The sequence below is a fragment of the Pseudomonas sp. A214 genome (assembly GCF_900156295.1).
Taxonomy (GTDB): domain Bacteria; phylum Pseudomonadota; class Gammaproteobacteria; order Pseudomonadales; family Pseudomonadaceae; genus Aquipseudomonas; species Aquipseudomonas rhizophila.
This window is the reverse complement of the sequence record NZ_LT707062.1, coordinates 1121665-1145667: the sequence shown is the minus strand read 5'-3', so window position 1 is coordinate 1145667 and position 24003 is coordinate 1121665. Positions and strand designations below refer to the sequence as shown.

Below are 24003 nucleotides of genomic sequence, written 5' to 3'. Positions count from 1 at the left end.
CTTCTTTTCGGAGCCTTGGTTTGGTTTTTGCATTTTCCTTGTATCGGCGCGTCATACGCGTGCTTGCTTACGCTCCAAAAGAGGTCCTGATGACCATTAGCGACGCACTACACCGCTTGCTACTCGATAACCTCACCACCGCAACCATCCTGCTCGATGCCGAACTGCGGCTCGAGTACATGAACCCGGCGGCAGAGATGCTGCTGGCCGTCAGCGGCCAGCGCAGCCACGGGCAGTTCATCAGCGAGCTGTTCACCGAATCGGCCGAGGCGCTCAACTCCTTGCGCCAGGCAGTGGAACAGGCGCACCCGTTCACCAAGCGCGAAGCGATGCTCACCGCCCTGACCGGCCAGACACTGACCGTGGATTACGCGGTAACACCGATCCTGAACAACGGTGCCACGCTGTTGCTGCTGGAGGTGCATCCCCGTGATCGCCTGCTGCGCATCACCAAGGAAGAGGCTCAGTTGTCCAAGCAGGAAACCAGCAAGATGCTGGTGCGCGGCCTGGCCCATGAGATCAAGAACCCCCTCGGCGGGATTCGCGGCGCGGCGCAACTGTTGGCCCGGGAGCTGCCCGAAGAAAGTCTCAAGGACTACACCAACGTCATCATTGAAGAAGCCGACCGCTTGCGCAATCTTGTGGATCGCATGCTCGGCTCCAACAAGTTGCCGTCCCTGGCGATGTGCAACGTTCACGAAGTGCTGGAGCGCGTCAGCAGCCTGGTGGAAGCCGAGAGCCAGGGGTGCATCACCTTGGTGCGCGACTACGACCCGAGCATTCCCGATGTTTTGATCGATCGCGAGCAGATGATCCAGGCGGTGCTGAACATCGTGCGCAACGCCATGCAGGCCATCAGCAGCCAGAACGAGCTGCGCCTGGGCCGCATCAGCCTGCGCACCCGCGCCATGCGCCAGTTCACCATCGGCCATGTGCGTCATCGCCTGGTGACCAAGATCGAAATCATCGACAACGGCCCGGGCATTCCCGCGGAGTTGCAGGAAACCATCTTCTTTCCCATGGTCAGCGGCCGCCCTGACGGTACCGGGCTGGGCCTGTCCATTACCCAAAACATCATCAGTCAGCATCAGGGCTTGATCGAATGTGAGAGCCATCCCGGCCACACCACCTTTTCGATCTTCCTGCCACTGGAACAAGGAGCCACATCGACATGAGCCGTAGTGAAACCGTGTGGATCGTCGATGACGACCGTTCTATCCGTTGGGTCCTGGAAAAAGCCTTGCAACAGGAAGGCATGACCACCCAGAGCTTCGACAGCGCCGACGGAGTGATGAGCCGCCTGGCCCGTCAGCAACCGGACGTCATCATCTCCGACATCCGCATGCCCGGCGCTAGCGGTCTGGACCTGCTGGCGCGGATTCGCGAGCAGCACCCACGGCTGCCGGTGATCATCATGACCGCCCATTCGGACCTGGACAGCGCTGTGGCGTCCTACCAGGGCGGCGCCTTCGAATACCTGCCCAAGCCCTTCGACGTCGATGAGGCCGTGTCACTGGTCAAGCGCGCCAACCAGCACGCCCAGGAGCAACAGGGCATGGAAGAGGTGCCTGCGCTGGCGCGCACCCCGGAAATCATCGGTGAAGCGCCGGCAATGCAGGAAGTGTTTCGCGCCATTGGGCGTTTGAGCCACTCCAACATCACCGTGTTGATCAACGGCGAATCGGGCACCGGTAAAGAACTGGTCGCCCATGCCCTGCACCGCCACAGTCCACGGGCGGCCTCACCGTTCATTGCGCTGAACATGGCGGCGATCCCCAAGGACCTGATGGAGTCCGAGCTGTTCGGTCACGAGAAAGGCGCGTTCACCGGCGCCGCCAACCTGCGGCGCGGGCGCTTCGAACAAGCCGACGGCGGCACCTTGTTCCTCGACGAAATCGGCGACATGCCGGCTGACACCCAGACCCGGCTGTTGCGCGTGCTGGCGGACGGCGAGTTCTATCGGGTGGGCGGCCATACACCGGTCAAGGTCGATGTACGCATCATCGCCGCGACCCACCAGAACCTGGAAACCCTGGTCCACGCTGGAAAATTCCGTGAAGACTTGTTCCATCGCCTGAATGTGATCCGCATTCATATCCCGCGCCTGGCGGACCGTCGCGAAGACATCCCGACCCTGGCCCGGCACTTCCTCAGCCGCGCGGCCCAGGAGCTGGCGGTAGAGCCCAAACTGCTCAAGAGCGAAACCGAGGAATACCTCAAGAACCTGCCGTGGCCCGGCAACGTGCGCCAGCTGGAGAACACCTGCCGCTGGATCACGGTGATGGCGTCCGGTCGCGAAGTGCACATCAGCGATCTTCCACCGGAGCTGCTCAGCCTGCCGCAGGACTCGGCCCCGGTGACCAACTGGGAACAGGCCCTGCGCCAGTGGGCCGACCAGGCCCTGGCCCGCGGCCAATCGAACCTGCTGGACAGCGCCGTACCGAGTTTCGAACGCATCATGATCGAGACCGCCCTCAAGCACACCGCCGGCCGCCGTCGCGACGCCGCGGTGCTGCTGGGCTGGGGCCGCAATACCTTGACCCGCAAGATCAAGGAATTGGGGATGAAGGTTGATGGCGGGGATGATGATGAGGGGGATGAGGGCTGAGCAGCCTTTAGCCCTTCACTGATCTTGAAGGCCAATCGCGAGCAGGCTCGCTCCCACAAAGGTTGCGGTGTCGCGACTATCTTGTGGGAGCGAGCCTGCTCGCGATGCTTTTGAAGGCTTGATGCACCGCATCGATGCACTGAGAACCGCAATGGCACATGCGCCCACCCGTCAAAACCAATCAGCCCAACTCGAAGAAACCGCACAAACAAAAGCAAAAGCCCCGAAATACGGGGCTTTGCGCATCATCAGCAGATTTTTTGTGACAAGCCATTTAAAACTGGCACGCCCCCTGCAATAACTCAATCACTACCCAGTTTCGGGGACCTTGGTACAGGCAGGCCGGGGATTCCCCATTTTACATCGGGCTCATCGAGCCCACTGTTTTGGGGGCCTTGATACAGGCAGGTCAAGGTTTCCCTTCTTTACACCCGGGGCTGCGCGTTTAACGCAAGCCCCTCCCGTTTGGGGACCTTGGTACAGGCAGGCCGGGGATTCCCTCTTTTATTGCTCTTGGAGACGGATCTCCAGCCGCCAGCGGTCATCGACCTCGCTACCGGCCCACTCCCCCCGCAATGGACGCGCCGCCACCAGCGTCAGCAACAACCCTTTGTCACTCAAACGCACCCGCCAGTTCACGTCCTTGCCATTGAGTTTGAGCTGGCCCTTCTGCGGACGGCCCTCTGCCTGGAGCAACAGCGCCACTGAGCCGTCGATGATTTCCCCGTGCAGCTTGGGCTCGTTGTTGAACCAGGCCACCAGCGTCCCGTCGATCACTTCGACCTGTTGCAGCACGCTCGGCTCGGGCGTGGTCAGGCGACCGATCATCAGGCCGACCATCAGACCGAAGATCGCCAAAGACCCCATCACTCGAGGTAATAGCTTCGAACGCTGATCGGTTTGCGGCGTAGAATGCCGCTCATCTTTATCTGCGGAGCCGTGCATGTTTCACGTCATCCTTTTTCAACCGGAAATTCCGCCGAACACCGGCAACGTCATCAGGCTGTGCGCCAACAGCGGCTGCCACCTGCATCTGATCGAACCACTGGGCTTCGAGATGGACGACAAGCGCCTGCGCCGTGCCGGTCTCGACTACCACGAGTATGCCACCCTGCAACGCCATGCCGATCTCGCCAGCTGTCTGGAGAGCCTGGGGCATCCGCGCTTGTTTGCCTTCACCACCAAGGGGTCGAGGCCATTCCATGATGCCAGCTTCGTCGCGGGCGATGCGTTCCTGTTCGGCCCGGAAAGCCGTGGCCTGCCGGCCGAGGTACTGGACGCCCTGCCCGCCGACCAGCGTCTGCGCCTGCCGATGCGCGAAGGCTGTCGCAGCCTGAACCTGTCCAACACCGTGGCAGTGGCCGTTTACGAGGCCTGGCGGCAGAACGGTTTCCGGTAACCCTGGCCAGAAACTTCTGTGGGAGCGAGCCTGCTCGCGATAGCGCTGTACCAGTCAACTTAATACTGACTGACATGACGCTATCGCGAGCAGGCTCGCTCCCACAGGTTTATACCTTGTGCTACAGCCGCGATACCGCTTACTGAACGGTCGCGGCGCCTTCTTGCTGCATGCGCTGCAGTTCTTGCGCGTACAGGGCATCGAAGTTCACCGGGGCCAGCATCAGGGCCGGGAACGAACCGCGGGTCACCAGGCTGTCCAGGGTTTCGCGGGCGTACGGGAACAGGATGTTGGGGCAGAAGGCACCCAGGGTGTGGCTCATCGAAGCGGCATCCAGGTTCTTGATCAGGAAGATCCCGGCTTGCTGCACTTCGGCAATGAACGCCACTTCGTCACCGTTCTTCACGGTCACCGACAGGGTCAGCACCACTTCGTGGAAATCATCTTCCAGGGCTTTCTGGCGAGTGTTCAGGTCCAGGCCTACGCTCGGCTCCCACTGCTGGCGAAAGATCGCCGGGCTTTTCGGGGCTTCGAAGGACAGGTCACGCACATAAATACGCTGCAAGGAGAATTGCGGTGCGGTTTCTTCTTCGCTGGCAGCTGTGTTCTGTTGGTCAGTCATCGCAGATCCTTCTTACTTTCAGGTTCTTAGTGGGGAATTCAGGCCTTGAGCATCGCATCGAGCTTGCCGGCGCGATCCAGGGCAAACAGATCATCGCAACCGCCCACGTGGGTGCTGCCGATCCAGATCTGCGGCACGGAGGTACGTCCGGCCTTTTGAGTCATTTCGGCGCGCAGTTGCGGCTTGCCGTCGACCTTGATCTCTTCGAAAGCCACACCTTTGTTCTTGAGCAGGAACTTGGCTCGGGAGCAATAGGGGCAGTAATCGCTGGAATAGACAACAACGTGGGTCATATCACTTCACCAGGGGCAGATTGTCGGCTTTCCAGCTTGCAACGCCACCGGACAGTTTGGCGGCGGTAAAGCCGGACTTCATCAGCTCGCGGGCATGAGTACCTGCGTGCTGGCCCTGAGCATCCACCAGGATCAGCGTCTTGGCCTTGTGTTTTTCCAGTTCACCGATACGAGCGATCAGTTTGTCCTGGGGAATGTTCACCGCGCCGACAATGTGACCAGCGGCGAAATCCTTGCTCGGGCGGATGTCTACCACCACGCCGGTGTCCTTGTTGACCAGTGCCGTCAGCTCGCCAGTACTGAGGCTGCGACCGCCGCCCTGCATCGTATGGGCAACCAGCAACGCCAGCAGTACGACGAAGATACCGACGAGAAGGTAGTGGTTAGTGGCAAATTCAATCAGGTGAGCAACCATCGAAGGAGGTTCCAGGGCGTTAAAATGTCGGCCAGTATACACAGCACACAAGGCCGGCCAAACCCCGCCCGGCGGTGACGGCACCGGAACTTACCTTTAAACTGCCCGTCCCTTTTCCATCGCCTTCTTTTAATCAGCCACGAGTGGATTCCATGACTACCACGCCTAAACCTTTGGTCCTGATGATTCTCGACGGCTTCGGTCACAGTGACAGCCACGAATCCAATGCCGTGTACGCGGCCCGCAAGCCTGTGCTGGACCGTCTGTGGGCCACCGTGCCGAACGGCCTGATCTCCGGCAGCGGCATGGACGTCGGCCTGCCCGACGGACAGATGGGCAACTCCGAAGTCGGCCACATGAACCTCGGCGCGGGCCGCGTGGTGTATCAGGACTTCACCCGCGTGACCAAAGCGATCCGCGACGGCGAATTCTTTGAAAACCCGACCATCTGCGCTGCTGTGGATAAAGCCGTAGCTGCTGGCAAAGCCGTGCACTTCATGGGTCTGCTGTCCGATGGCGGCGTGCACAGCCATCAGGACCACCTGATCGCCATGGCCGAACTGGCCTTCAAGCGCGGTGCCGAAAAAATCTACCTGCACGCGTTCCTCGATGGCCGCGACACTCCACCAAAAAGCGCCACTTCGTCGATCGAACTGCTCGACAGCACCTTCCAGGCTCTCGGCAAGGGCCGTATCGCCAGCATCGTCGGCCGTTACTACGCCATGGACCGCGATAACCGCTGGGACCGGGTGTCCCAGGCCTACAACCTCATCGTCGACGGCAACGCCGAGTTCAACGCCGCCACGGCCCAGGAAGGCCTGCAAGCCGCCTACGAGCGGGGTGAAAGCGACGAATTCGTCAAGGCCACCACCATCGGTGAACCGGTCAAAGTCGAGGACGGCGATGCCGTGGTGTTCATGAACTTCCGCGCCGACCGTGCCCGCGAGCTGACCCGCGTGTTTGTCGAAGACGATTTCAAGGAGTTCGAACGCGCCCGCCAGCCGAAACTGGCCGGCTTCGTGATGCTGACCCAATACGCCGCCAGCATCCCCGCGCCGTCGGCCTTCGCCGCCGGCAGCCTGGAAAACGTGCTGGGCGACTACCTGGCGAAGAACGGCAAGACCCAACTGCGCATCGCTGAAACCGAGAAGTATGCCCACGTGACGTTCTTCTTCTCCGGTGGCCGTGAAGAGCCCTTCCCCGGCGAAGAACGCATCCTGATCCCGTCGCCGAAAGTCGCCACCTATGACCTGCAACCGGAGATGAGCGCACCGGAGGTCACCGACCGCATCGTCGATGCCATCGAGCACCAGCGCTACGACGTGATCGTGGTCAACTACGCCAACGGCGACATGGTCGGCCACAGCGGGGTGTTCGACGCCGCGGTCAAAGCGGTGGAATGCCTGGACACCTGCGTCGGGCGCATCGTCGAGGCGCTGGAAAAAGTCGGCGGTGAAGCGCTGATCACCGCCGACCATGGGAATGTCGAGCAGATGTCCGACGAGTCCACCGGCCAGGCCCACACCGCCCACACCACCGAGCCGGTGCCATTCATCTATGTCGGCAAGCGTGACTTCAAGGTCCGCGATGGCGGCGTACTGGCTGACGTGGCGCCGACGATGCTGATGTTGCTGGGGATGGAGAAGCCGGCGGAGATGACCGGGACGTCGATCCTGGTCTGACCCAACACTTACCAATGTGGGAGCGAGCCTGCTCGCGATAGCGGTATTACAGTCAACATCTATGTTGGATGTTATGGCCTCATCGCGAGCAGGCTCGCTCCCACAGGGTCAAGGTGTTTTTTGGGCCAGTTATCACACAGCCCCAAATGGGCGTTTTTTTTGCAGCGTGGGGCGGGCATACTAGGCCGTCCCTTTCCCTGGTGTCGCCCGCCTCTATGCTTCGCGTTCTGATAGCCCTCGCTCTGACCTGCCTGCTCCAACCGGCCTTCGCTGACGAGCGCGCACAAACCCAACAGCAGTTGGACGCCACGCGTCAGGACATTGCCGAGCTGAAAAAGCTGCTGGGCAAGTTGCAGGAAGAGAAGTCCGGCGTGCAGAAAGATCTGCGCGGTACCGAGACCGAGATGGGCAAGCTGGAAAAGCAGGTCGACGCCCTGCAACAAGAGCTGAAGAAAAGTGAATCCGAGTTGCAGCGACTCGATACGGAGAAAAAAAAACTCCAGAGCGCGCGCACTGAACAGCAAAAGCTGATCGCCATCCAGGCCCGCGCGGCCTACCAGAACGGCCGTCAGGAGTACCTCAAGCTGTTGCTCAACCAGCAGAACCCCGAGAAATTCGCTCGCACACTCACGTACTACGATTACCTGAGCCAGGCACGCCTGGAGCAACTCAAGAGCTTTAACGAAACCCTGCGCCAGCTGGCCAATGTCGAAAAAGAGATTGAATTGCAGCAGGCCCAGTTGCTGGTGCAGAAAAGCAGCCTCGACACCCAGCGCGAAGAACTCGAGAAGGTTCGCAAGGAGCGTCAGGTCGCCCTGGCCAAGCTCAATGAGGACGTGAAGGCCCGCGACAGCAAGCTCAAGGCTCGCGAGCAGGACCAGGCTCAACTGGCAAAAGTCTTGAAGACCATCGAAGAAACCCTGGCACGCCAGGCTCGAGAGGCGGAAGAAGCGCGCCAGAAGGCGCTGATCGCCCAGCAGGAAGCCGAAAAAAAGCGCTTGCGTGAGGCCCAGGCCGACGCCAGCGATGCACCGCGCAAACCTGCCCGATCAAGCCCTGGCCCCCTGGTTTCGGCAGGGGGTGAAACCTTCGGCGGCGCCTTTGCTTCGGCACGGGGCAAACTTCCATGGCCGGTCAATGGTCGATTGCTTGCACGCTTCGGCCAAACCCGCGGCGATGATACCCGCACCAAATGGGACGGCGTGATGATCAGCGCCACTGCCGGCAGCCAGGTGCATGCCGTGCATGGCGGTCGTGTGGTGTTCGCCGACTGGCTTCGCGGCGCCGGCCTGCTGGTGATCCTGGATCATGGTAACGGCTATTTGAGCCTGTACGGCCATAACCAGACGCTGCTCAAGGCGGCCGGCGATGTAGTCAAGGCCGGCGAGTCCATCTCTACGGTTGGTAACAGTGGCGGGCAGGATACGCCAGCGCTGTATTTCGCTATTCGTCAGCAGGGTCGCCCCAGTGACCCGACCCAATGGTGTCGTGCGCAAGGATAAGCGCGCCCATCCAACTCAGGAGTTCGTTCGACATGCTGCATTTGTCCCGCCTCACCTCGCTGGCCCTGACGATCGCCCTGGTGATCGGTGCGCCCCTGGCGTTCGCCGCTGAACCGGCCCCCTCGTCGACCGCCGCTACGGCCGCGACCACCAAGGCCCCGCTGCCGCTGGACGAACTGCGCACCTTTGCCGAAGTCATGGACCGGATCAAGGCCGCCTACGTGGAACCGGTGGACGACAAGCTGCTGCTGGAGAACGCCATCAAGGGCATGCTCAGCAACCTTGACCCCCACTCGGCCTACCTGGGGCCGGAAGATTTCGCCGAGCTGCAGGAAAGCACCAGCGGCGAGTTCGGCGGCCTGGGCATCGAGGTCGGCAGCGAAGACGGCTTCGTCAAAGTGGTTTCGCCCATCGACGACACGCCTGCTTCCAAGGCCGGCATCCAGGCCGGTGACTTCATCGTCAAGATCAACGGCCAGCCGACTCGCGGCCAGAGCATGACCGAAGCCGTGGACAAGATGCGCGGCAAGATCGGCCAGAAGATTACCCTGACCCTGGTGCGCGATGGCGGCACGCCGTTCGACGTGACCCTGACCCGCGCGATCATCCAGGTCAAAAGCGTGAAGAGCCAGTTGCTGGAGTCGGGCTACGGCTACATCCGCATCACCCAGTTCCAGGTCAAGACCGGCGAAGAAGTCGCCAAGGCCCTGGCCAAGCTGCGCAAGGACAACGGCAAGAAGCTCAACGGCATGGTCCTGGACCTGCGTAACAACCCCGGCGGCGTGCTGCAATCGGCCGTGGAGGTGGTGGACCATTTCATCACCAAGGGCCTGATCGTCTACACCAAGGGCCGCATCGCCAATTCCGAGCTGCGCTTTTCGGCCACCGGCAACGACCTGAGCGAAGCCGTGCCGCTGGTGGTACTGATCAACGGTGGCAGCGCTTCGGCATCGGAAATCGTCGCCGGCGCCCTGCAGGACCAGAAACGCGGTGTCGTCATGGGCACCACCAGTTTTGGCAAAGGCTCGGTGCAGACCGTCTTGCCGCTCAACAATGACCGCGCCCTGAAGATCACTACTGCGCTGTACTACACCCCTAACGGCCGATCCATCCAGGCCCAGGGCATCGTCCCGGACATCGAGGTGCGCAAGGCCAAGATCACCAGCGAGCAGGACAGCGAGTACTTCAAGGAAGCTGACTTGCAGGGTCACTTGGGCAATGGCAACGGCGGCGCCGACAAACCGACCGGTTCCGGCGCCAAGGCCAAGCCCATGCCGCAGGATGATGACTATCAGTTGGCTCAGGCCCTGAGCCTGCTCAAAGGACTGAACATCACCTCCGGCCGCTGAGATGGGCCTGCGCTTCATCCTGGGCCTGGTGTGCTGCCTGGCTGGCGCGGCCTTTGCCGCGCCCGCCACACCGGCACCGGCACCGCACAAGGCCTACCTGAGCCTGATCATCGATGACCTGGGGCAGAACCTGCCTCGGGATCGCCGCGTGCTGGCCCTGCCCGGCCCGGTCACTGCGGCGATCATGCCCGATACGCCACACGCTGCCGAACTCGCCCGCGAAGCCCATCGCGCCGGCAAGGTCGTCATGCTGCACATGCCCATGGACCCGGCCACCGGGCCGTTCGCCTGGCATCCGGAACTGCCCCTTGAAGAGTTGGGAAAACGCCTCGACGCCGCATTCGCCGCCGTGCCCTTCACCAGCGGGATCAATAACCACATGGGTAGCCGCATGACTTCCCAGCCGCGGGCCATGGCGTGGTTGATGGCGAACTTGCAGCAGCGACACAAGTTCTTTGTCGACAGCCGCACCAGCGCCCAGACAGTCGCCGCCGCCGAGGCGCAAAAAATCGGCCTCGCCAGCGTGTCACGTGATGTGTTCCTGGACGATGAGCGCACCGAAGCGGCCATCGCCCATCAGCTTCAGGTCGCCATAGAGCTGGCTCGCCAGCAGGGCTCTGCGGTGATGATCGGCCATCCCTATCCGCAGACCCTGGCCGTGCTCGAACGCGAACTGCCCAGGCTCAAGGCCCAGGGCATCGAATGGATCGACATCAAGTCGATGATCAGCTTGCGCAGCAATCGGGCGATGGCTGGGCATGGCAAAGATGGGGTTTATCGGTAGCGGTTAAACCGCGCCGCCGCTATCGCGAGCAGGCTCGCTCCCACAGGGTCTCGGGTTGTTCGCAAGTCATGTGCCCACCGCAGATCCAGTGTGGGAGCGAGCCTGCTCGCGATGGCGGTGGCGCAGTCTTCAGAGATACCGCGCCATGATCGCGTCCACCGCACCTTCCTTGCGCAGTTCATCCAGGGCCGCTTGAAGGCGGGCGACCACGTCGTCGGGCACGTTTTTGTTCAACGCCAGGTACAACTCGGCACTGTTGAACCGTAGCACGGTCTTGAGATCGCTCACCCCTTCCTCACGCGCCAGATAGCGCCCGGCCGGATCCCCGGTGGCCCACAGATCGATTTGACCATTGACCAGCTTCCTGGCGTTGTCCTGATCGCGCAACACGACAATCGGGTTCAGCCCTTGCTTGGCCAAGGTCTCGGCAATCGCGTCACCCTTGTAAGCCCCGATCCTGTATTGACGCGCCTGCTCCAACGAGTCCAGGGAAATCTTGCTGTCGGCCTTGGCGAGCATGATCCAGTCGTCCGGGCCAATCGGGCCGACCCATTTGAAGAGTTTTTCACGCTCGGGCAATCGCGCCGTGACAAACACGCCGTAGCCGGGATTATCCAGGGCCAGTTTATAAATTCGCTCCCACGGGAAACGCAGTGTCAGGCTGTAGCTGATATCGGCACGTTTGAATATCTCGCGGACAATATCCACCGCGATGCCATTGATGTTCTCGTCCTGAGCGAAGTTTTTGCCATTCTTGGCCATGTTGTAGGGCGGGAAGTTTTCCGTCAGCAACACCAGGCCGACGTCACGGCGATCTTGAGCTTGTGCCCCGTTGACGAACAACAAAGAGGCACTGGCAATAACCAAAAGAATGCGTCTGAACATGTCTGCTACCCGAATCCATGGCGTGCCCAAGAGTGCCTCGGGCCTGCGAGCATGTCCACAGCCCTTTGCTGCCCAGGCGGCTCAACGACTCAAAATATAAAAGAGCACTCTCACCGTTGAGGTAACTATTTACCGCCAACCGTCAGCCCCTACCTGATTAATTGGAGAACACCGGCCACTGCCGGTTTTCATTCAACTAACCAAAGGTACTACTCGATGAAATCGATCTCCTTTCTGCTGACCGGCCTGCTCTGCTCGCTGAGTTTGCAGGGTATCGCCCACAGCCAGGACTTTGGCGAAGGCATGCAAAATTTTACGGCCTCAAAGGTTCTTGAAAACGCGGATGGATCACACAACCACTGGCGGGGCGTCGGACGCCTGTTTATCGACGGCTCTTGTACCGCGACGCTTCTCGACACTCAGGATGCCTCGGTACCCCAACCAACACCCGCCTATGTACTCACTTCAGGACACTGTATCGAAAAAGGCAACGGCAACATCGTGACGGATAAACCGGTCAGCGGGGTCATGCAGTTCGATTACTTCGCCGACACCGGATTATTCAAAACCTACGCGCTGAAAAAGGTGGCATGGCGCAGTATGCAAGGCGTTGATCTGGCGATCATAGAATTGGACGTCAGCCTTCAGAAACTCATTGAGGAAGGTATACAGCCCCTGGAACTGGCCCGGCAAAAGCCTGCCGACGGGACCGATGTGCTGATCGTGAGTGCCCCGCTGGGTTTCGACAAAGCCACATTGCGCATGGCTGCCTGCACTTTGCAGCCTGCTCGGGAAATAGTGGAAGGCCCATGGGTATGGCGAAACAACGTGATGACGCGCTGTCAGGATATAGCCGGCGGCAGTTCAGGGGGGCCGATTCTTGATCGTCACTCCAACGAGATAATAGGCGTAATAGGCACCGGTAACCTGGCGGCCGGTTTCGCTCCATGCGACGAACATGCACCCTGTACGCGGGTTGGGGATGTCTATAAGGCCATTCCCAAAAACGTTTATGGGAACCCGACGATCTTTCTCAACGGATGCTTTGTACAAGGCCACATTGCCAATGAGGCAACTTCCTCTTGTCCGCTTTATCCAGCGTTTACCGTGAGTGCTGATGCCAACGAGCCCGCAAGGTACAAGAGGCTCAAAAAACGGGATGACGGGACGATGGAAATTCCGACATGGGATTACCATTTCTCCATCAGCACCGCTTTTTATCGCCACAAGACCGTGCGCACTGCGAAGGACTGCGAAAGTGGCCATTACTACAGCGACGCAATAAGTTCTAACGACGCGTTTATCAACAGCGAGATCGGCGCCCAGCCCGGTTTCTATTTCCTTTGCATTCTTGGCGTTGATTCCGCGACTCAAGGAGCGCAGATCGGACTCATCAAAAATGGGCTGTCCCTTGTGGTGGAAGTCCTTGATGACACGCCAACGGCGCAGCCCGATTTGTCGATCAGCAGCGGAGTCGGCGTGGAGCTGGCACGCGGTAGCGAGTACCGGACCTACGCCGTCAAATTTGGCCCGCTGGACACCACAGATTGCTCAAGGGATGAGCAGTATCTGACCCACACCTATATGGATTTCTGGTTTCCAGATGCAGAACTGCCGCTGAAATTCTGCACAATCGCCTACGACAAATCAGGCCAGGCATCCGAGCCGAGGATTGACGTACTGAGCCCTGCGACAGGGGCGCAAAACGCAACCCCCGTCGCCCCCTGAGGTGAGCATCGGGGCTCGGTTGTGCCCGCTTATCGAATGACGATTCCGCGCTGCGCCATGTAAGCCTTGGCTTCCGGCACGGTGTATTCGCCGAAGTGGAAAATGCTCGCCGCCAATACCGCACTGGCATGGCCTTCAAGGATGCCATCGGCCAGGTGCTGCAGGTTGCCGACGCCGCCGGAGGCGATGACCGGAATGCCCAAGGCATCGCTGATGGCGCGGGTGACGCCCAGGTCGAAACCGTTTTTCATGCCGTCCTGGTCCATGCTGGTCAGCAAGATCTCACCGGCCCCCAGGCCTTCCATCTTCTTCGCCCATTCCACGGCGTCCAGGCCGGTGGGTTTGCGCCCACCGTGGGTGAAGATCTCCCAGCGCGGGGTTTCGCCCGGGCCGGACACTTTCTTGGCATCGATGGCCACGACAATGCACTGCGAACCAAAACGCTGGGCCGCTTCGCCGACGAATTCCGGGTTGAACACCGCGGCGGTGTTGATCGACACCTTGTCCGCACCGGCGTTGAGCAGGTTGCGGATGTCCTGCACGGTGCGCACGCCACCGCCCACGGTCAGCGGGATGAACACCTGGCTGGCCATGCGCTCGACGGTATGCAGCGTGGTATCGCGGCCGTCGACGCTGGCCGTGATGTCGAGAAAGGTAATCTCGTCCGCGCCCTGCTCGTCATAGCGACGGGCGATTTCCACCGGGTCGCCGGCGTCGCGGATGTTCTCGAACTTGACGCCCTTGACCACCCGGCCGTTGTCCACGTCCAGGCAAGGGATGATGCGTTTGGCCAGCGCCATGGTCAGTCCTCAGCCTTTGTAGGAATCGCAGAAGGCCTGGGCCTCAGCGACATCCAGCGTGCCTTCGTAGATCGCGCGACCGGTGATCGCGCCGATGATGCTTGGCGCCTTGGCGTCGAGCAGCGCCTTGATGTCGCCCAGGTTATGGATGCCGCCGGAGGCGATCACCGGAATCTTCGTAGCGGCGGCCAGGGCGGCGGTGAACGGAACGTTGCAGCCCTGCATCATGCCGTCTTTGGCGATGTCGGTGTAGACGATGGCAGACACCCCGTCGGCCTCGAAACGCTTGGCCAGGTCAATCACCTGCACGGTGCTGACTTCAGCCCAACCGTCAGTGGCGACGAAACCGTCCTTGGCATCGAGGCCAACGATGACCTTGCCTGGGAAGGCGCGGCAAGCCTCAGCGACAAACGCCGGGTCTTTCACCGCCTTGGTGCCGATGATCACATAGCTCACGCCAGCCTTGACGTAGTGTTCGATGGTTTCCAGCGAGCGGATACCGCCGCCGATCTGGATCGGCAGGTTCGGGTAGCGCTTGGCAATGGCCGTGACCACTTCGCCGTTCACCGGCTGCCCTTCGAAGGCACCGTTCAGGTCAACCAGATGCAGGCGACGGCAGCCGCCCTCCACCCACTTGGCGGCCATGCTCACCGGGTCATCGGAGAACACCGTGGAGTCTTCCATCCGGCCCTGACGCAGACGTACGCAAGCGCCGTCCTTGAGATCGATAGCGGGGATAATCAGCATCTGGCAAACCTTCAAATTCGAATGTTCAGCTTGACTCGGAAATCAGTTTTTCTCGAGCGCCCACAAGTCGCTTTCGATGCTTTCGAACCTTTCTTTAAGGTGCGCCTGCACATCGAAAATCGCCCTGTTGTAATAGTGCGGAGCAATTTCGCGGGTAAACAACTCAAGAATTTCCGCCGCTTCGAACGAACCCAGGTCCAGTTCGAAACGATCCTCCATGAACCGTTGGATCTTGAGGTTCGCCTCACTTTCCTGCTCGGGCGTGAGGGTGAGGATTGGCGGTTTCTTGCGGGCCATTACCAGCGCCCGTCCCACGCGGCGAAGTTCTGCAGCAACTGCAGGCCATGGGTATGGCTCTTCTCCGGGTGGAACTGCACGGCGAAGCGCGAACCGTCGGCCAGGGCCGCGGCGAAGTCGACGCCATAGTGACCGCCGCCCACCACCTGCCGGGCGTTACCGGCCGCGATGTAGTAGCTGTGCACGAAGTAGAAGCGCGCCAGGTCCGGAATGTTGTGCCACAGCGGGTGATCCACCGTCTGCTTCACCTCGTTCCAGCCCATGTGCGGGACTTTCAGGTGCTCGCCGTCTTCGTGCAGATCCTTGCCGAAAAACTTCACCTGGCCTGGAAACATCGCGATGCAATCGACGCCGTCGTTCTCCTCGCTGCTCTCGAGCAAGGCCTGCATGCCCACGCAAATGCCGAGGAACGGACGATCCTGACTGACTTCATGCACAAGCGAATCGAAGCCCAGGCGACGGATCTCGGCCATGCAGTCACGAATCGCACCAACACCGGGAAAGACCACCCGGTCGGCTTCGCGAATCACGTCGGCATCGCTGGTGATCAGTACCTTGCCGGCGCCCACGTGCTCGAGGGCCTTGGCCACCGAGTGCAGGTTGCCCATGCCGTAATCGATAACCGCGACCGTCTGCATTACAGGACGCCCTTGGTGGAGGGCATTTGCCCGGCCATGCGGTCATCGAGCTCCACGGCCATGCGCAGCGCGCGGCCGAAAGCCTTGAACACGGTTTCGATCTGGTGGTGGGTGTTGTGCCCGCGCAGGTTGTCGATGTGCAGGGTCACATTGGCGTGGTTGACGAAGCCCTGGAAAAATTCCTGGAACAGGTCCACGTCGAAGCCGCCAACGGTGGCACGGGTGTACGGCACATGCATTTGCAGGCCCGGACGACCGGAGAAGTCGATGACCACACGCGACAGTGCCTCATCGAGCGGCACGTAGGCGTGGCCGTAGCGACGGATGCCTTTCTTGTCGCCGATGGCTTTGGTGAAGGCCTGCCCCAGGGTGATACCGACGTCTTCCACCGTGTGGTGGTCGTCGATGTGCAGGTCGCCCTTGCTGACGATATCCAGGTCGATCAGCCCATGACGGGCGATCTGGTCCAGCATGTGCTCAAGAAAAGGCACGCCGATATCAAACCGGGCCTTTCCGGTGCCATCCAGGTTGATCGAGGCTTTGATCTGGGTTTCCAGAGTGTCGCGCTCGACAGACGCCTTACGTTCGGCCATCACCAGCTCCGCAAAATCATTGGGCGAAAAAGGCAGCCATTATAGGGGCGCGAGCGGCAAACAGAAACACGGGAGGTGATATCCCTGACGGGTTGTCGGCGATAGACATGTCCGTACAAGCAATTGTGGCCATCACCCAAAACAAATGTGGGAGCGAGCCTGCTCGCGATAGCGGTGGATCAGCCGACAATGATGCCGGCTGACCCTCCCTCATCGCGAGCAGGCTCGCTCCCACAAGATTCGCCCTCACCCCAGCGGGTTCGGGCTAGCGCATTACTGGAACAACACCGCCGTCTTCTGCAGGGTTACCCAGACACCCCACGCCAACGGAATGCCCACCACCAACCAGGCGGCGATCGCCAAAGGCTTGGTGCCCGGCGCGGCTTTCCACTCCAGCGAAGTGGTGCTGTCAGCGCCCTTGTCATGGCCCAGCGCCTGTTCGGCGGCCAGTTCGGCGTCGGTCATGAAGTACTTGTCGGCGACCGGACGAACCATCAGGTTGCACAGGAAGCCCAGCACCAGCAGGCCGGCGAGGATGTACAAGGTGATGTCATAGGCCGCAGCGCGTTCAACGCCGATGCTCAACTGATATTCACGCAGGTAGTTCACCAGTACCGGACCCAGCACGCCTGCCGCGGCCCAGGCGGTCAGCAGCCGACCGTGGATCGCGCCGACCATTTGCGTACCGAACAGGTCCGCCAGGTAGGCCGGCACGGTGGCAAAACCGCCGCCGTACATCGACAGGATGATGCAGAACGCCGCCACGAACAGCGCGACGCTGCCCAGATGACCCAGGTTCGGGATCAGCGCGTACAGGGCAAAGCCCAGGGCGAAGAACACGAAGTAGGTGTTCTTGCGACCCAGGTAATCCGAGCAGGATGCCCAGAAGAACCGCCCACCGATGTTGAACAGGCTCAGCAGACCAGTGAAACCGGCCGCAATGGCCGCGATCTGACCCAGTTGCGCAGCATCCAACTGACCGAAAGGCAAGTCATTGCCGAGCAACTTGCCGCCGAACACTTCCTGCAACAGTGGCGATGCCATGCCGATGATGCCGATACCGGCGGATACGTTCAGGCACAGCACCAGCCATACCAGACGGAACTGCGGGGTTTTCCAGGCCACGTTCACGTGAACGTGACGATGGGTGATCATCGCGTTCGCAGCTTTCTTCGGTGCCGGGGTCCAGCCTTCAGGCTTCCAGCCGGTCGGCGGGACGCGGTACGACAGGGCGCCACCGACCATGAACACGAAGTAGATCGCGGCCATGACCAGGAAGCTTTGCCATACGCCCACTTCAGTCGGCGAAGAGAAATGGCTCATCAGCGCTGCAGCCAGCGGTGCACCTACCATCGCGCCGCCGCCGAAGCCCATGATCGCCATGCCGGTGGCCATGCCACGCTTGTCCGGGAACCACTTGATCAGCGTCGAAACCGGGGAGATGTAGCCTAGCCCCAAGCCGATACCACCGATTACCCCGGAGCCGACCCACATCAGCCATATCTGGTGAGTGTAGATACCCAGCGCGGAAATCAGCAGACCGCCGCACCAGCACAAGGCCGATACAACGCCAGCCTTACGCGGCCCGGCGTGTTCCAGCCAGCCGCCCCAGATGGCTGCCGAGCAACCCAGGAAGATGAAGAACAGGGTGTAGATCCAGCCGAGCATCGAGATCGGCCAGTCACATTGGGATGAAAAGACTTGTGCGATGAAGCTCATGTCCGGTGCACAGGCTACAGGCTTGGTGACGCCCAGTGCCTTGGACAACGGCAACCAGAACACCGAAAAGCCGTAGGCCATGCCGATGCAAAGGTGGATGGCCAGTGCGGCCGGTGGAACCAGCCACCGGTTGAATCCGGGCTTGGCGATAATGCGTTCCTTGGAGAGGAACGCAGGCTGGGCGGCAAAGCCGTCCGCCGTGATGCTCGTGCTCATTATGTATCCCCCAGTTATTGGTATGGCTCGCCAGCCATGCATCACCCTCAGCCTTATTGCACGCAAAGCGCGACTGTATTTTCTGGTGAAGCTTCATTTTGGTGCGACATTGAGTCGCAGAAGGACGGGCGAACGGGTAAAGGTTACCATTTGCTTATGACAGAAAAGCCAAAGTGCTATCACCTTTTTTACATCTTCTGTCTTATCGCGCCATTGCACGTTTTCTGTAGGGCGTGAATCGTTTATTTTTCAGGAATTTATATGCCCATCGTTGTCGAGCAGTTGAATGACGCCACCTGTCGGGACCGGCAGGACCTGCACAAAATCTACCAGGATGCCCCGGCCTGGCTGTTCGAGCCGTTCACTGACGGCACACAATTGATACACAAATGCCTGGAGGACGGCGCGTTGATCGCAGCCCGCTTCAATGACCGGTTGCTCGGTGCCGCACGGCTGCAACGGCACCAGGACGTCTGGCATTTGTCCCAAATGTGCGTGCGAAACGTCACCCGTCGTCGTGGGGTGGCGGAACGATTGGTCAGCGAAGCACGGAAAATGGCTACGCAACACGGTGCTGAGCTGAAGCTCTTGGCCCCATCCGGTCATCTGGAAGCCCAGGCGCTGGCGGCCAAATTGAAACTGGCACTGGAGCAGGCCTAGATCCGGGAGCTCAGCGCGACCCTCGCCACGGTTCCATGGCCCACAGGCCTGTCAGAAAGAACGATCACCCAACGCGCCATCAGGTCAGGGCGTTATACTCCCAGGCTAAATTTTGAACTCAACCTACAAGGACTCGCCCATGAAAGCGTTCGGCAAAATCCTGGGTCTGGTACTTCTCGGGCTGTTGCTGGTCATTGTGGCCTTGGGCTTTGCCCTGACCCACCTCTTCGATCCCAACGACTATAAAGAAGAGATCCGCCAGATAGCCCGCGACAAGGCCCACATTGAGCTGACCCTCAATGGCGACATCGGCTGGAGCCTTTTCCCGTGGCTGGGTCTGGAATTGCACGAAGCCAGTGTCGCCACCCTGGCAAACCCGACACAACCGTTCGCCGACCTGCAGATGCTCGGCCTTTCCGTGCGCGTGATTCCACTGCTGCGCCGCGAAGTGCAGATGAGCGACGTGCGGGTCGAAGGCCTGAACCTGCGACTCAACCGTGACAAGAACGGCCACGGCAATTGGGAAGACATCGGCAAGGCTCCCGCCGCCTCTAAAACCACGGCAAACGCCCCGGCACCGGCCGAACAGCCTGCCCCTGGGGACAGCGCCCCGGCGCAGAAACCGGCCCAGCCAACCCGCCTGGACATCGACAGCCTGACCGTGAACAACGCCCGGGTCGAATACACCGACGAGCAGGCCGGCCGGCAGTTCACCGCCGAAAGCATCCAACTGAGCACTGGCCCGATCCATGATTCCACCAACATTCCGGTCACGCTCACCGCATTCCTGGCCAGCAACCAGCCAGCCGTGCGGGTGCGCACCGAGGTCACGGGCGAGCTGCGCTTCGAGCGCGCCTTGCAGCGCTACAAGTTCGAAGACCTGAAGCTGTCCGGCGAAGCCACGGGCGACCCTTTGCAAGGCAAGACCGTGACGTTCGCGGCACACGGGCAGCTACTCCTGGATAAAGCGGCGAACGTCGCCGAATGGACCGGCATCAAGCTTTCCATCAATCAACTGCGGGCGTTGGGCGAACTGAAGGTCAATGATCTGGACAAGACCCCGCAACTGAGCGGCGGCATGTCGATCGCCCAATTCGACCTGGCGAAATTCGTCGACGGCGTCGGTCAGAAACTGCCGGCCATGGCCGAAGGCAGCTTGAGCAAAGTCGAACTGGTCACCCGTATTGCGGCCACGCCGACCAGCGCCGAATTCAATAGCATCAATCTGAAAATCGACGACAGCACCTTCAGCGGTCGTATCGCCGTGGAAGACTTTGCCAAACAGTCACTGCGTGCGCAGCTCAAGGCCGATACCTTCAACGTTGACCGCTACCTGCCGCCAAAATCCGCCGAGGCCGACAGTTCCAAGGCGGCCCGAGAGGCGGAGGTCAGCAACACCGAAGCCAGTGCCATGGCGGGCGCCGGCAGCACACCGTTGCCGAGCGCGCCCACCCAGGGCGCCTGGAGCAACGACCGGCTGTTTCCGGTCGAACGCCTGGGCAAACTGGACCTGGATGCCGACCTGACCTTCGGCCAACTGACCCTCGATAAACTGCCGATCCAGAATGCCGCGCTCAAGGCCACCGGCCAGGGCGGCCTGCTGACCCTGGAAAACCTGCGGGGCGATTTGTACAACGGCAACTTCGAAGTCAAAGGCACGCTGGACGTGCGCCAGCCCACGCCGCAGTTGAGCCTGCAAACCCGCATCAACCGGGTACCGGCCGAGAAAATCATCGAAAGCCAGGGCAAGAATCCGCCCGTCAAAGGCCTGGTGACACTCAACAGCGCCGTGACCGCCAGTGGCAACAGCCAAAAGGCCCTGATCGACAGCCTCAACGGTACTGCCGGGTTCGTCATCAACGACGGCGTCCTGCTCAATGCCAACCTCGAGCAGCAGTTGTGCCGAGGCATCGCCACCCTCAATCGTAAAACCCTCAGTGGCGAGCCCCGGGGCAAGGACACCCCGTTCGAGCAACTCAACGGCAATCTCACCTTCCGCAGCGGCGTGGCCAGCAACCCGGACCTGAAAGTCCGTATCCCTGGCATGACCGTCAACGGCAACGGCGATATCGACCTGCGTGTGCTGGGCATGGACTACCGCGTCGGCATCATCATCGAAGGCGACAAGAGCGACATGCCCGACCCGGCTTGCCAGGTCAACGAACGTTACGTCGATGTCGAATGGCCGTTACGCTGCCGCGGTCCGCTGGAGCTGGGCGCGAAGGCATGCCGGCTGGACAACGAGGGGCTGGGCAAAGTTGCCGCGAAACTGGCCGGCGACCGCCTCGGTGACAAGCTCAATGAGAAGATCGACGAGAAGCTCGGCGACAAGGTCAGCCCCGAGCTGAAGGACGCGCTCAAGGGGTTGTTCAAGCGATGACAGCCGAGCAGTTTTCCAGCGCCGTACTGGACTGGTTCGACCGCCACGGGCGCCACGACCTGCCTTGGCAGCAGGACATCACGGCGTATCGGGTGTGGGTCTCGGAAATCATGCTGCAACAGACCCAGGTCAGCACCGTGCTCAACTATTTCGACCGGTTCATGGCCTCGCTGCCCACCGTGCAAGCCCTGGCCGCCGCGCCGGAAGACGAAGTGCTGCACCTGTGGACCGGCCTGGGCTACTACACCCGCGCCCGTAATCTGCAGAAAACCGCGAAGATCGTAGTCGACCAATATGGCGGTGAATTCCCCCGCGACGTGGAAAAACTCACCGAATTACCGGGGATCGGCCTGTCCACAGCCGGCGCCATCGCCAGCATCAGCATGGGCCTGCGGGCACCGATCCTCGATGGCAACGTCAAGCGGGTGCTGGCGCGCTTCACCGCCCAGGAAGGTTACCCGGGCGAACCGAAGGTCGCGAAGCAACTGTGGGCGACTGCCGAGCGCTTCACGCCTCAAGACCGGGTCAACGCCTACACCCAGGCGATGATGGACCTGGGCGCCACGCTCTGTACCCGCAGCAAACCCAGCTGCCTGCTTTGCCCGCTTAAAAAAGGCTGCCAAGCCCACATGCTTGGCCTGGAGACCCGCTACCCGATCCCCAAGCCACGCAAGGACGTGCCCAAAAAACGCACCTTGATGCCGATGCTGGCCAACCGCGAAGGCGCGATTCTGCTTTATCGTCGCCCCTCCACGGGCCTGTGGGGCGGTTTATGGAGCCTGCCGGAACTCGACGACCTCGACGACCTGCAACACCTGGCCCTGCAACACTCGCTGGAGCTGGGCAATCATCAGCAGATGCCAAGCCTGGTGCACACTTTCAGCCACTTCCAGTTGGCGATCGAACCCTGGCTGGTCCGGGTCCGGGAAACCGGCCATCACGTGGCCGAGGCCGACTGGCTCTGGTATAACCTCGCCACCCCGCCGCGCCTGGGCCTCGCCGCCCCGGTCAAGACCTTGCTCGAACGCGCGGCCGCCGTATTGAACGCAGGAGAGTTGCAATGATCCGCACCGTGATGTGCCGCAAGTACAAAGAACAACTGGAAGGCCTGGAGCGCGCGCCGTTCCCGGGCGTCAAAGGCCAGGACATCTACGACAATGTCTCGGCCAAGGCCTGGGCGGACTGGCAAAAACACCAGACCCTGCTGATCAACGAAAAACGCCTGAACATGATGAACGCCGAAGACCGCAAATACCTTCAAGGCGAAATGGAAAAGTTCTTTTCCGGCGAAGAATACGCCAAGGCCGAAGGCTACGTGCCGCCGTCCGAATAGGCCACCCAGAACCGGGGCGGATCGTAAGCGACGGTAATAATTAAATATTTTTTGATAACGTGCTTGACGCCCCCCTGAAAAACCCGTTTAATGCGCCCCGTTGCCCAGATAGCTCAGTCGGTAGAGCAGGGGATTGAAAATCCCCGTGTCGGCGGTTCGATTCCGTCTCTGGGCACCAAATACCGAAAACCCCGATCAAGAAATTGATCGGGGTTTTTTATTGCCTGGGATTTACGGGAGCTGTGACGGCGCGTCGAGCTCTTCAACCTCATTGGGTGCCACATTGTTTGTGGTGGATTGAGATTCGAAGTGGTTGCCCTGAAGCTGTAGGATAGATCGCCTTATTTTCATGCCAGGAGTCTGCCCCCCCATGTCATCGGCAAACAAACAGCAGAAACGAAACCAGCGCGCCAAGGCGAAAGCCAAGAAGAACCGCATTCAGCGTGCTGCTGCGCCGAACGATTTCCTGGACCCGAACGATGAGCGCATCGATCTGGAATCCGTGGACCTGACGGAGCTGTTCCAAATCATGAGCTCAGCTGAAAAGGTCAGCCAGAAGGCGATGTGCGAAGCGTTCCTGGCCTATCCACTGTTGACGCTGGTGCTGGAACAGGAAGGTGAGGACGAAGCGACCGACTTCATCATTACTGCATTGATCGAATACCGTCGCCTGACCAAAGGCGTCGATGAGCAGACCGCACTGGATTGGGTGGAGAGTGAGCAGTTCCAGGCCGATTATGTCGCCGCGTCCAAGGCGCTAGCCCAAGATCCGATCTGATGATCGTCCTCACTATGAGGACGTCGGCAGTGGATGACGCCATCCCGGGATAGCTCCTACAAGCCAGGGTCAGCCAAGATCAGGCGGCGTCAAACCCGTCCTGCAAGAATCGGACGGCTTTCCTCCCACCTAATCAGACTCGCCCTGCATCATCGAAACGTCGTCCAGAGCATCCTTTTGGTCCTCCCATTCTCACGGCTGACATTTCGATGACCTCACTTCTCCCCCTAGACGACCCAAAGCTTGCTCCTCTGATTAATGAGCTAGGTGAACTGATCTGCCAGGCTCGCCAGAAGGTGCTGCGTGCCGTCGATACACTTCAGGTTCAGACCTGCTGGCAGATCGGGCGGCACATCATCGAATTCGAACAGGGAGGAGCATTTGGAACGCAGTGCGTTCCGAATTGAGCTGGCCCCATTACCGCACACTTCTGCGGGTAGAAGACCCAAACGCCCGTCATTGGTACCTGACGACGGGCAAATTGAAAGCCGACAGCTGATGACCGCTCGAAGGTAAAAAATCTGTGTAAGATTGATGCGCTTTTTTTCCAGCAACGCTCCAGTCAACGAGCTCTA

General features: G+C 60.5%; 25 protein-coding genes, 1 tRNA gene and 1 pseudogene. 16 read left to right on the top strand and 11 right to left on the bottom strand.

Going from position 1 to position 24003, the window contains the following annotated elements; translation table 11 throughout:
• Positions 1 to 89 precede the first annotated feature (89 nt).
• The 3 genes from glnL to BW979_RS27385 all read left to right on the top strand — a co-directional run bounded on the left by glnL (position 90) and on the right by BW979_RS27385 (position 2909).
• Positions 90 to 1175: a nitrogen regulation protein NR(II) gene (glnL, locus tag BW979_RS05185; RefSeq protein ID WP_047226914.1), complete on the top strand. Its 1086-nt coding sequence runs from the start codon at positions 90 to 92 to the stop codon at positions 1173 to 1175.
• On the top strand, positions 1172 to 2608 hold the full coding sequence (ntrC, locus tag BW979_RS05180; RefSeq protein WP_047226913.1) for a nitrogen regulation protein NR(I): 1437 nt from the start codon (positions 1172 to 1174) through the stop codon (positions 2606 to 2608). Before glnL ends, ntrC begins: the two co-directional genes overlap by 4 nt.
• A gap of 121 nt (positions 2609 to 2729) precedes the next feature.
• Entirely contained in the window at positions 2730 to 2909 is a 180-nt protein-coding gene (locus BW979_RS27385; protein WP_155417166.1) for a hypothetical protein, read from the top strand.
• Positions 2910 to 3112: 203 nt separating this feature from the next.
• On the opposite strand, the gene BW979_RS05175 is transcribed toward BW979_RS27385, so the two are convergent.
• Complete coding sequence (locus BW979_RS05175; protein ID WP_076383353.1) at positions 3113 to 3553, bottom strand: hypothetical protein; 441 nt, start codon at positions 3551 to 3553, stop codon at positions 3113 to 3115.
• On the opposite strand from BW979_RS05175, the gene trmL reads away from it, so the two are divergent.
• Positions 3552 to 4007, top strand: a complete 456-nt coding sequence (gene trmL / locus BW979_RS05170) for a tRNA (uridine(34)/cytosine(34)/5-carboxymethylaminomethyluridine(34)-2'-O)-methyltransferase TrmL (protein ID WP_047226911.1) — start codon at positions 3552 to 3554, stop codon at positions 4005 to 4007. The two genes, BW979_RS05175 and trmL, sit on opposite strands and share 2 nt — an antisense overlap.
• A 139-nt stretch (positions 4008 to 4146) precedes the next feature.
• Here the strand turns inward: trmL and secB are convergent, their stop codons facing one another.
• Genes secB through BW979_RS05155 form a run of 3 tightly spaced genes read right to left on the bottom strand, consistent with a single transcriptional unit; the run spans position 4147 to position 5337 of the window.
• Positions 4147 to 4629, bottom strand: coding sequence for a protein-export chaperone SecB (gene secB, locus BW979_RS05165; protein ID WP_047226910.1), 483 nt, complete (start codon positions 4627 to 4629; stop codon positions 4147 to 4149).
• 38 nt (positions 4630 to 4667) lie between these two features.
• Complete coding sequence (gene grxC / locus BW979_RS05160) at positions 4668 to 4922, bottom strand: glutaredoxin 3 (RefSeq protein WP_047226909.1); 255 nt, start codon at positions 4920 to 4922, stop codon at positions 4668 to 4670.
• Position 4923: 1 nt separating this feature from the next.
• Positions 4924 to 5337 (bottom strand): rhodanese-like domain-containing protein, encoded by a 414-nt coding sequence (locus BW979_RS05155; protein WP_047226908.1) that lies wholly within the window; start codon positions 5335 to 5337, stop codon positions 4924 to 4926.
• A 152-nt stretch (positions 5338 to 5489) separates the two neighbouring features.
• Here BW979_RS05155 and gpmI point away from each other — a divergent pair, with 152 nt between their 5' ends.
• From gpmI to BW979_RS05135, 4 genes are all read left to right on the top strand, one after another.
• Positions 5490 to 7019 carry a 2,3-bisphosphoglycerate-independent phosphoglycerate mutase gene (gpmI, locus tag BW979_RS05150; protein ID WP_076383352.1) on the top strand — a complete coding sequence of 510 codons (1530 nt, stop codon included), beginning with the start codon at positions 5490 to 5492 and terminating at the stop codon, positions 7017 to 7019.
• A 215-nt stretch (positions 7020 to 7234) separates the two neighbouring features.
• Entirely contained in the window at positions 7235 to 8521 is a 1287-nt protein-coding gene (locus BW979_RS05145) for a murein hydrolase activator EnvC family protein (RefSeq protein ID WP_047226906.1), read from the top strand.
• A gap of 32 nt (positions 8522 to 8553) precedes the next feature.
• Complete coding sequence (locus BW979_RS05140; RefSeq protein ID WP_047226905.1) at positions 8554 to 9870, top strand: S41 family peptidase; 1317 nt, start codon at positions 8554 to 8556, stop codon at positions 9868 to 9870.
• 1 nt (position 9871) lies between these two features.
• Complete coding sequence (locus BW979_RS05135; protein WP_076383351.1) at positions 9872 to 10654, top strand: divergent polysaccharide deacetylase family protein; 783 nt, start codon at positions 9872 to 9874, stop codon at positions 10652 to 10654.
• A 129-nt stretch (positions 10655 to 10783) separates the two neighbouring features.
• Here the strand turns inward: BW979_RS05135 and BW979_RS05130 are convergent, their stop codons facing one another.
• Complete coding sequence (locus tag BW979_RS05130; protein WP_076383350.1) at positions 10784 to 11539, bottom strand: substrate-binding periplasmic protein; 756 nt, start codon at positions 11537 to 11539, stop codon at positions 10784 to 10786.
• A 216-nt stretch (positions 11540 to 11755) separates the two neighbouring features.
• On the opposite strand from BW979_RS05130, the gene BW979_RS05125 reads away from it, so the two are divergent.
• Complete coding sequence (locus BW979_RS05125) at positions 11756 to 13267, top strand: trypsin-like serine peptidase (RefSeq protein WP_076383349.1); 1512 nt, start codon at positions 11756 to 11758, stop codon at positions 13265 to 13267.
• A gap of 29 nt (positions 13268 to 13296) precedes the next feature.
• On the opposite strand, the gene hisF is transcribed toward BW979_RS05125, so the two are convergent.
• From hisF to BW979_RS05095, 6 genes are all read right to left on the bottom strand, one after another.
• Complete coding sequence (hisF, locus tag BW979_RS05120; protein WP_047226901.1) at positions 13297 to 14067, bottom strand: imidazole glycerol phosphate synthase subunit HisF; 771 nt, start codon at positions 14065 to 14067, stop codon at positions 13297 to 13299.
• 9 nt (positions 14068 to 14076) lie between these two features.
• A complete protein-coding gene (hisA, locus tag BW979_RS05115; RefSeq protein WP_076383348.1) occupies positions 14077 to 14814 on the bottom strand; it encodes a 1-(5-phosphoribosyl)-5-[(5-phosphoribosylamino)methylideneamino]imidazole-4-carboxamide isomerase in 738 nt (245 codons plus the stop codon).
• A 42-nt stretch (positions 14815 to 14856) separates the two neighbouring features.
• Positions 14857 to 15111, bottom strand: a complete 255-nt coding sequence (locus tag BW979_RS05110; protein ID WP_076383347.1) for a DUF2164 domain-containing protein — start codon at positions 15109 to 15111, stop codon at positions 14857 to 14859.
• Positions 15111 to 15749: an imidazole glycerol phosphate synthase subunit HisH gene (hisH, locus tag BW979_RS05105; RefSeq protein WP_047226898.1), complete on the bottom strand. Its 639-nt coding sequence runs from the start codon at positions 15747 to 15749 to the stop codon at positions 15111 to 15113. Before hisH ends, BW979_RS05110 begins: the two co-directional genes overlap by 1 nt.
• Positions 15749 to 16342, bottom strand: coding sequence for an imidazoleglycerol-phosphate dehydratase HisB (gene hisB / locus BW979_RS05100; protein ID WP_003186751.1), 594 nt, complete (start codon positions 16340 to 16342; stop codon positions 15749 to 15751). Before hisB ends, hisH begins: the two co-directional genes overlap by 1 nt.
• A gap of 273 nt (positions 16343 to 16615) precedes the next feature.
• A complete protein-coding gene (locus BW979_RS05095) occupies positions 16616 to 18277 on the bottom strand; it encodes an OFA family MFS transporter (RefSeq protein WP_047226897.1) in 1662 nt (553 codons plus the stop codon).
• 261 nt (positions 18278 to 18538) lie between these two features.
• Here BW979_RS05095 and panM point away from each other — a divergent pair, with 261 nt between their 5' ends.
• The 7 genes and pseudogenes from panM to BW979_RS27275 all read left to right on the top strand — a co-directional run.
• Positions 18539 to 18937, top strand: a complete 399-nt coding sequence (gene panM, locus BW979_RS05090) for an aspartate 1-decarboxylase autocleavage activator PanM (protein WP_047226896.1) — start codon at positions 18539 to 18541, stop codon at positions 18935 to 18937.
• A 139-nt stretch (positions 18938 to 19076) separates the two neighbouring features.
• On the top strand, positions 19077 to 21317 hold the full coding sequence (locus BW979_RS05085; RefSeq protein WP_076383346.1) for an AsmA family protein: 2241 nt from the start codon (positions 19077 to 19079) through the stop codon (positions 21315 to 21317).
• The gene (gene mutY, locus BW979_RS05080) at positions 21314 to 22381 is read left to right on the top strand and encodes an A/G-specific adenine glycosylase (RefSeq protein ID WP_047226894.1); all 1068 of its coding nucleotides are present in this window, start codon (positions 21314 to 21316) and stop codon (positions 22379 to 22381) included. Before BW979_RS05085 ends, mutY begins: the two co-directional genes overlap by 4 nt.
• On the top strand, positions 22378 to 22650 hold the full coding sequence (locus BW979_RS05075; RefSeq protein ID WP_047226893.1) for an oxidative damage protection protein: 273 nt from the start codon (positions 22378 to 22380) through the stop codon (positions 22648 to 22650). The genes mutY and BW979_RS05075 overlap by 4 nt, the downstream gene beginning before the upstream one ends.
• Positions 22651 to 22752: 102 nt before the next feature.
• Positions 22753 to 22828 (top strand) — tRNA-Phe (locus BW979_RS05070).
• A gap of 192 nt (positions 22829 to 23020) precedes the next feature.
• A complete protein-coding gene (locus BW979_RS05065; protein ID WP_047226892.1) occupies positions 23021 to 23428 on the top strand; it encodes a hypothetical protein in 408 nt (135 codons plus the stop codon).
• A gap of 209 nt (positions 23429 to 23637) precedes the next feature.
• Positions 23638 to 23897 (top strand): annotated as a pseudogene (locus tag BW979_RS27275) (PDDEXK nuclease domain-containing protein); the annotation flags it as partial.
• Positions 23898 to 24003 lie beyond the last annotated feature (106 nt).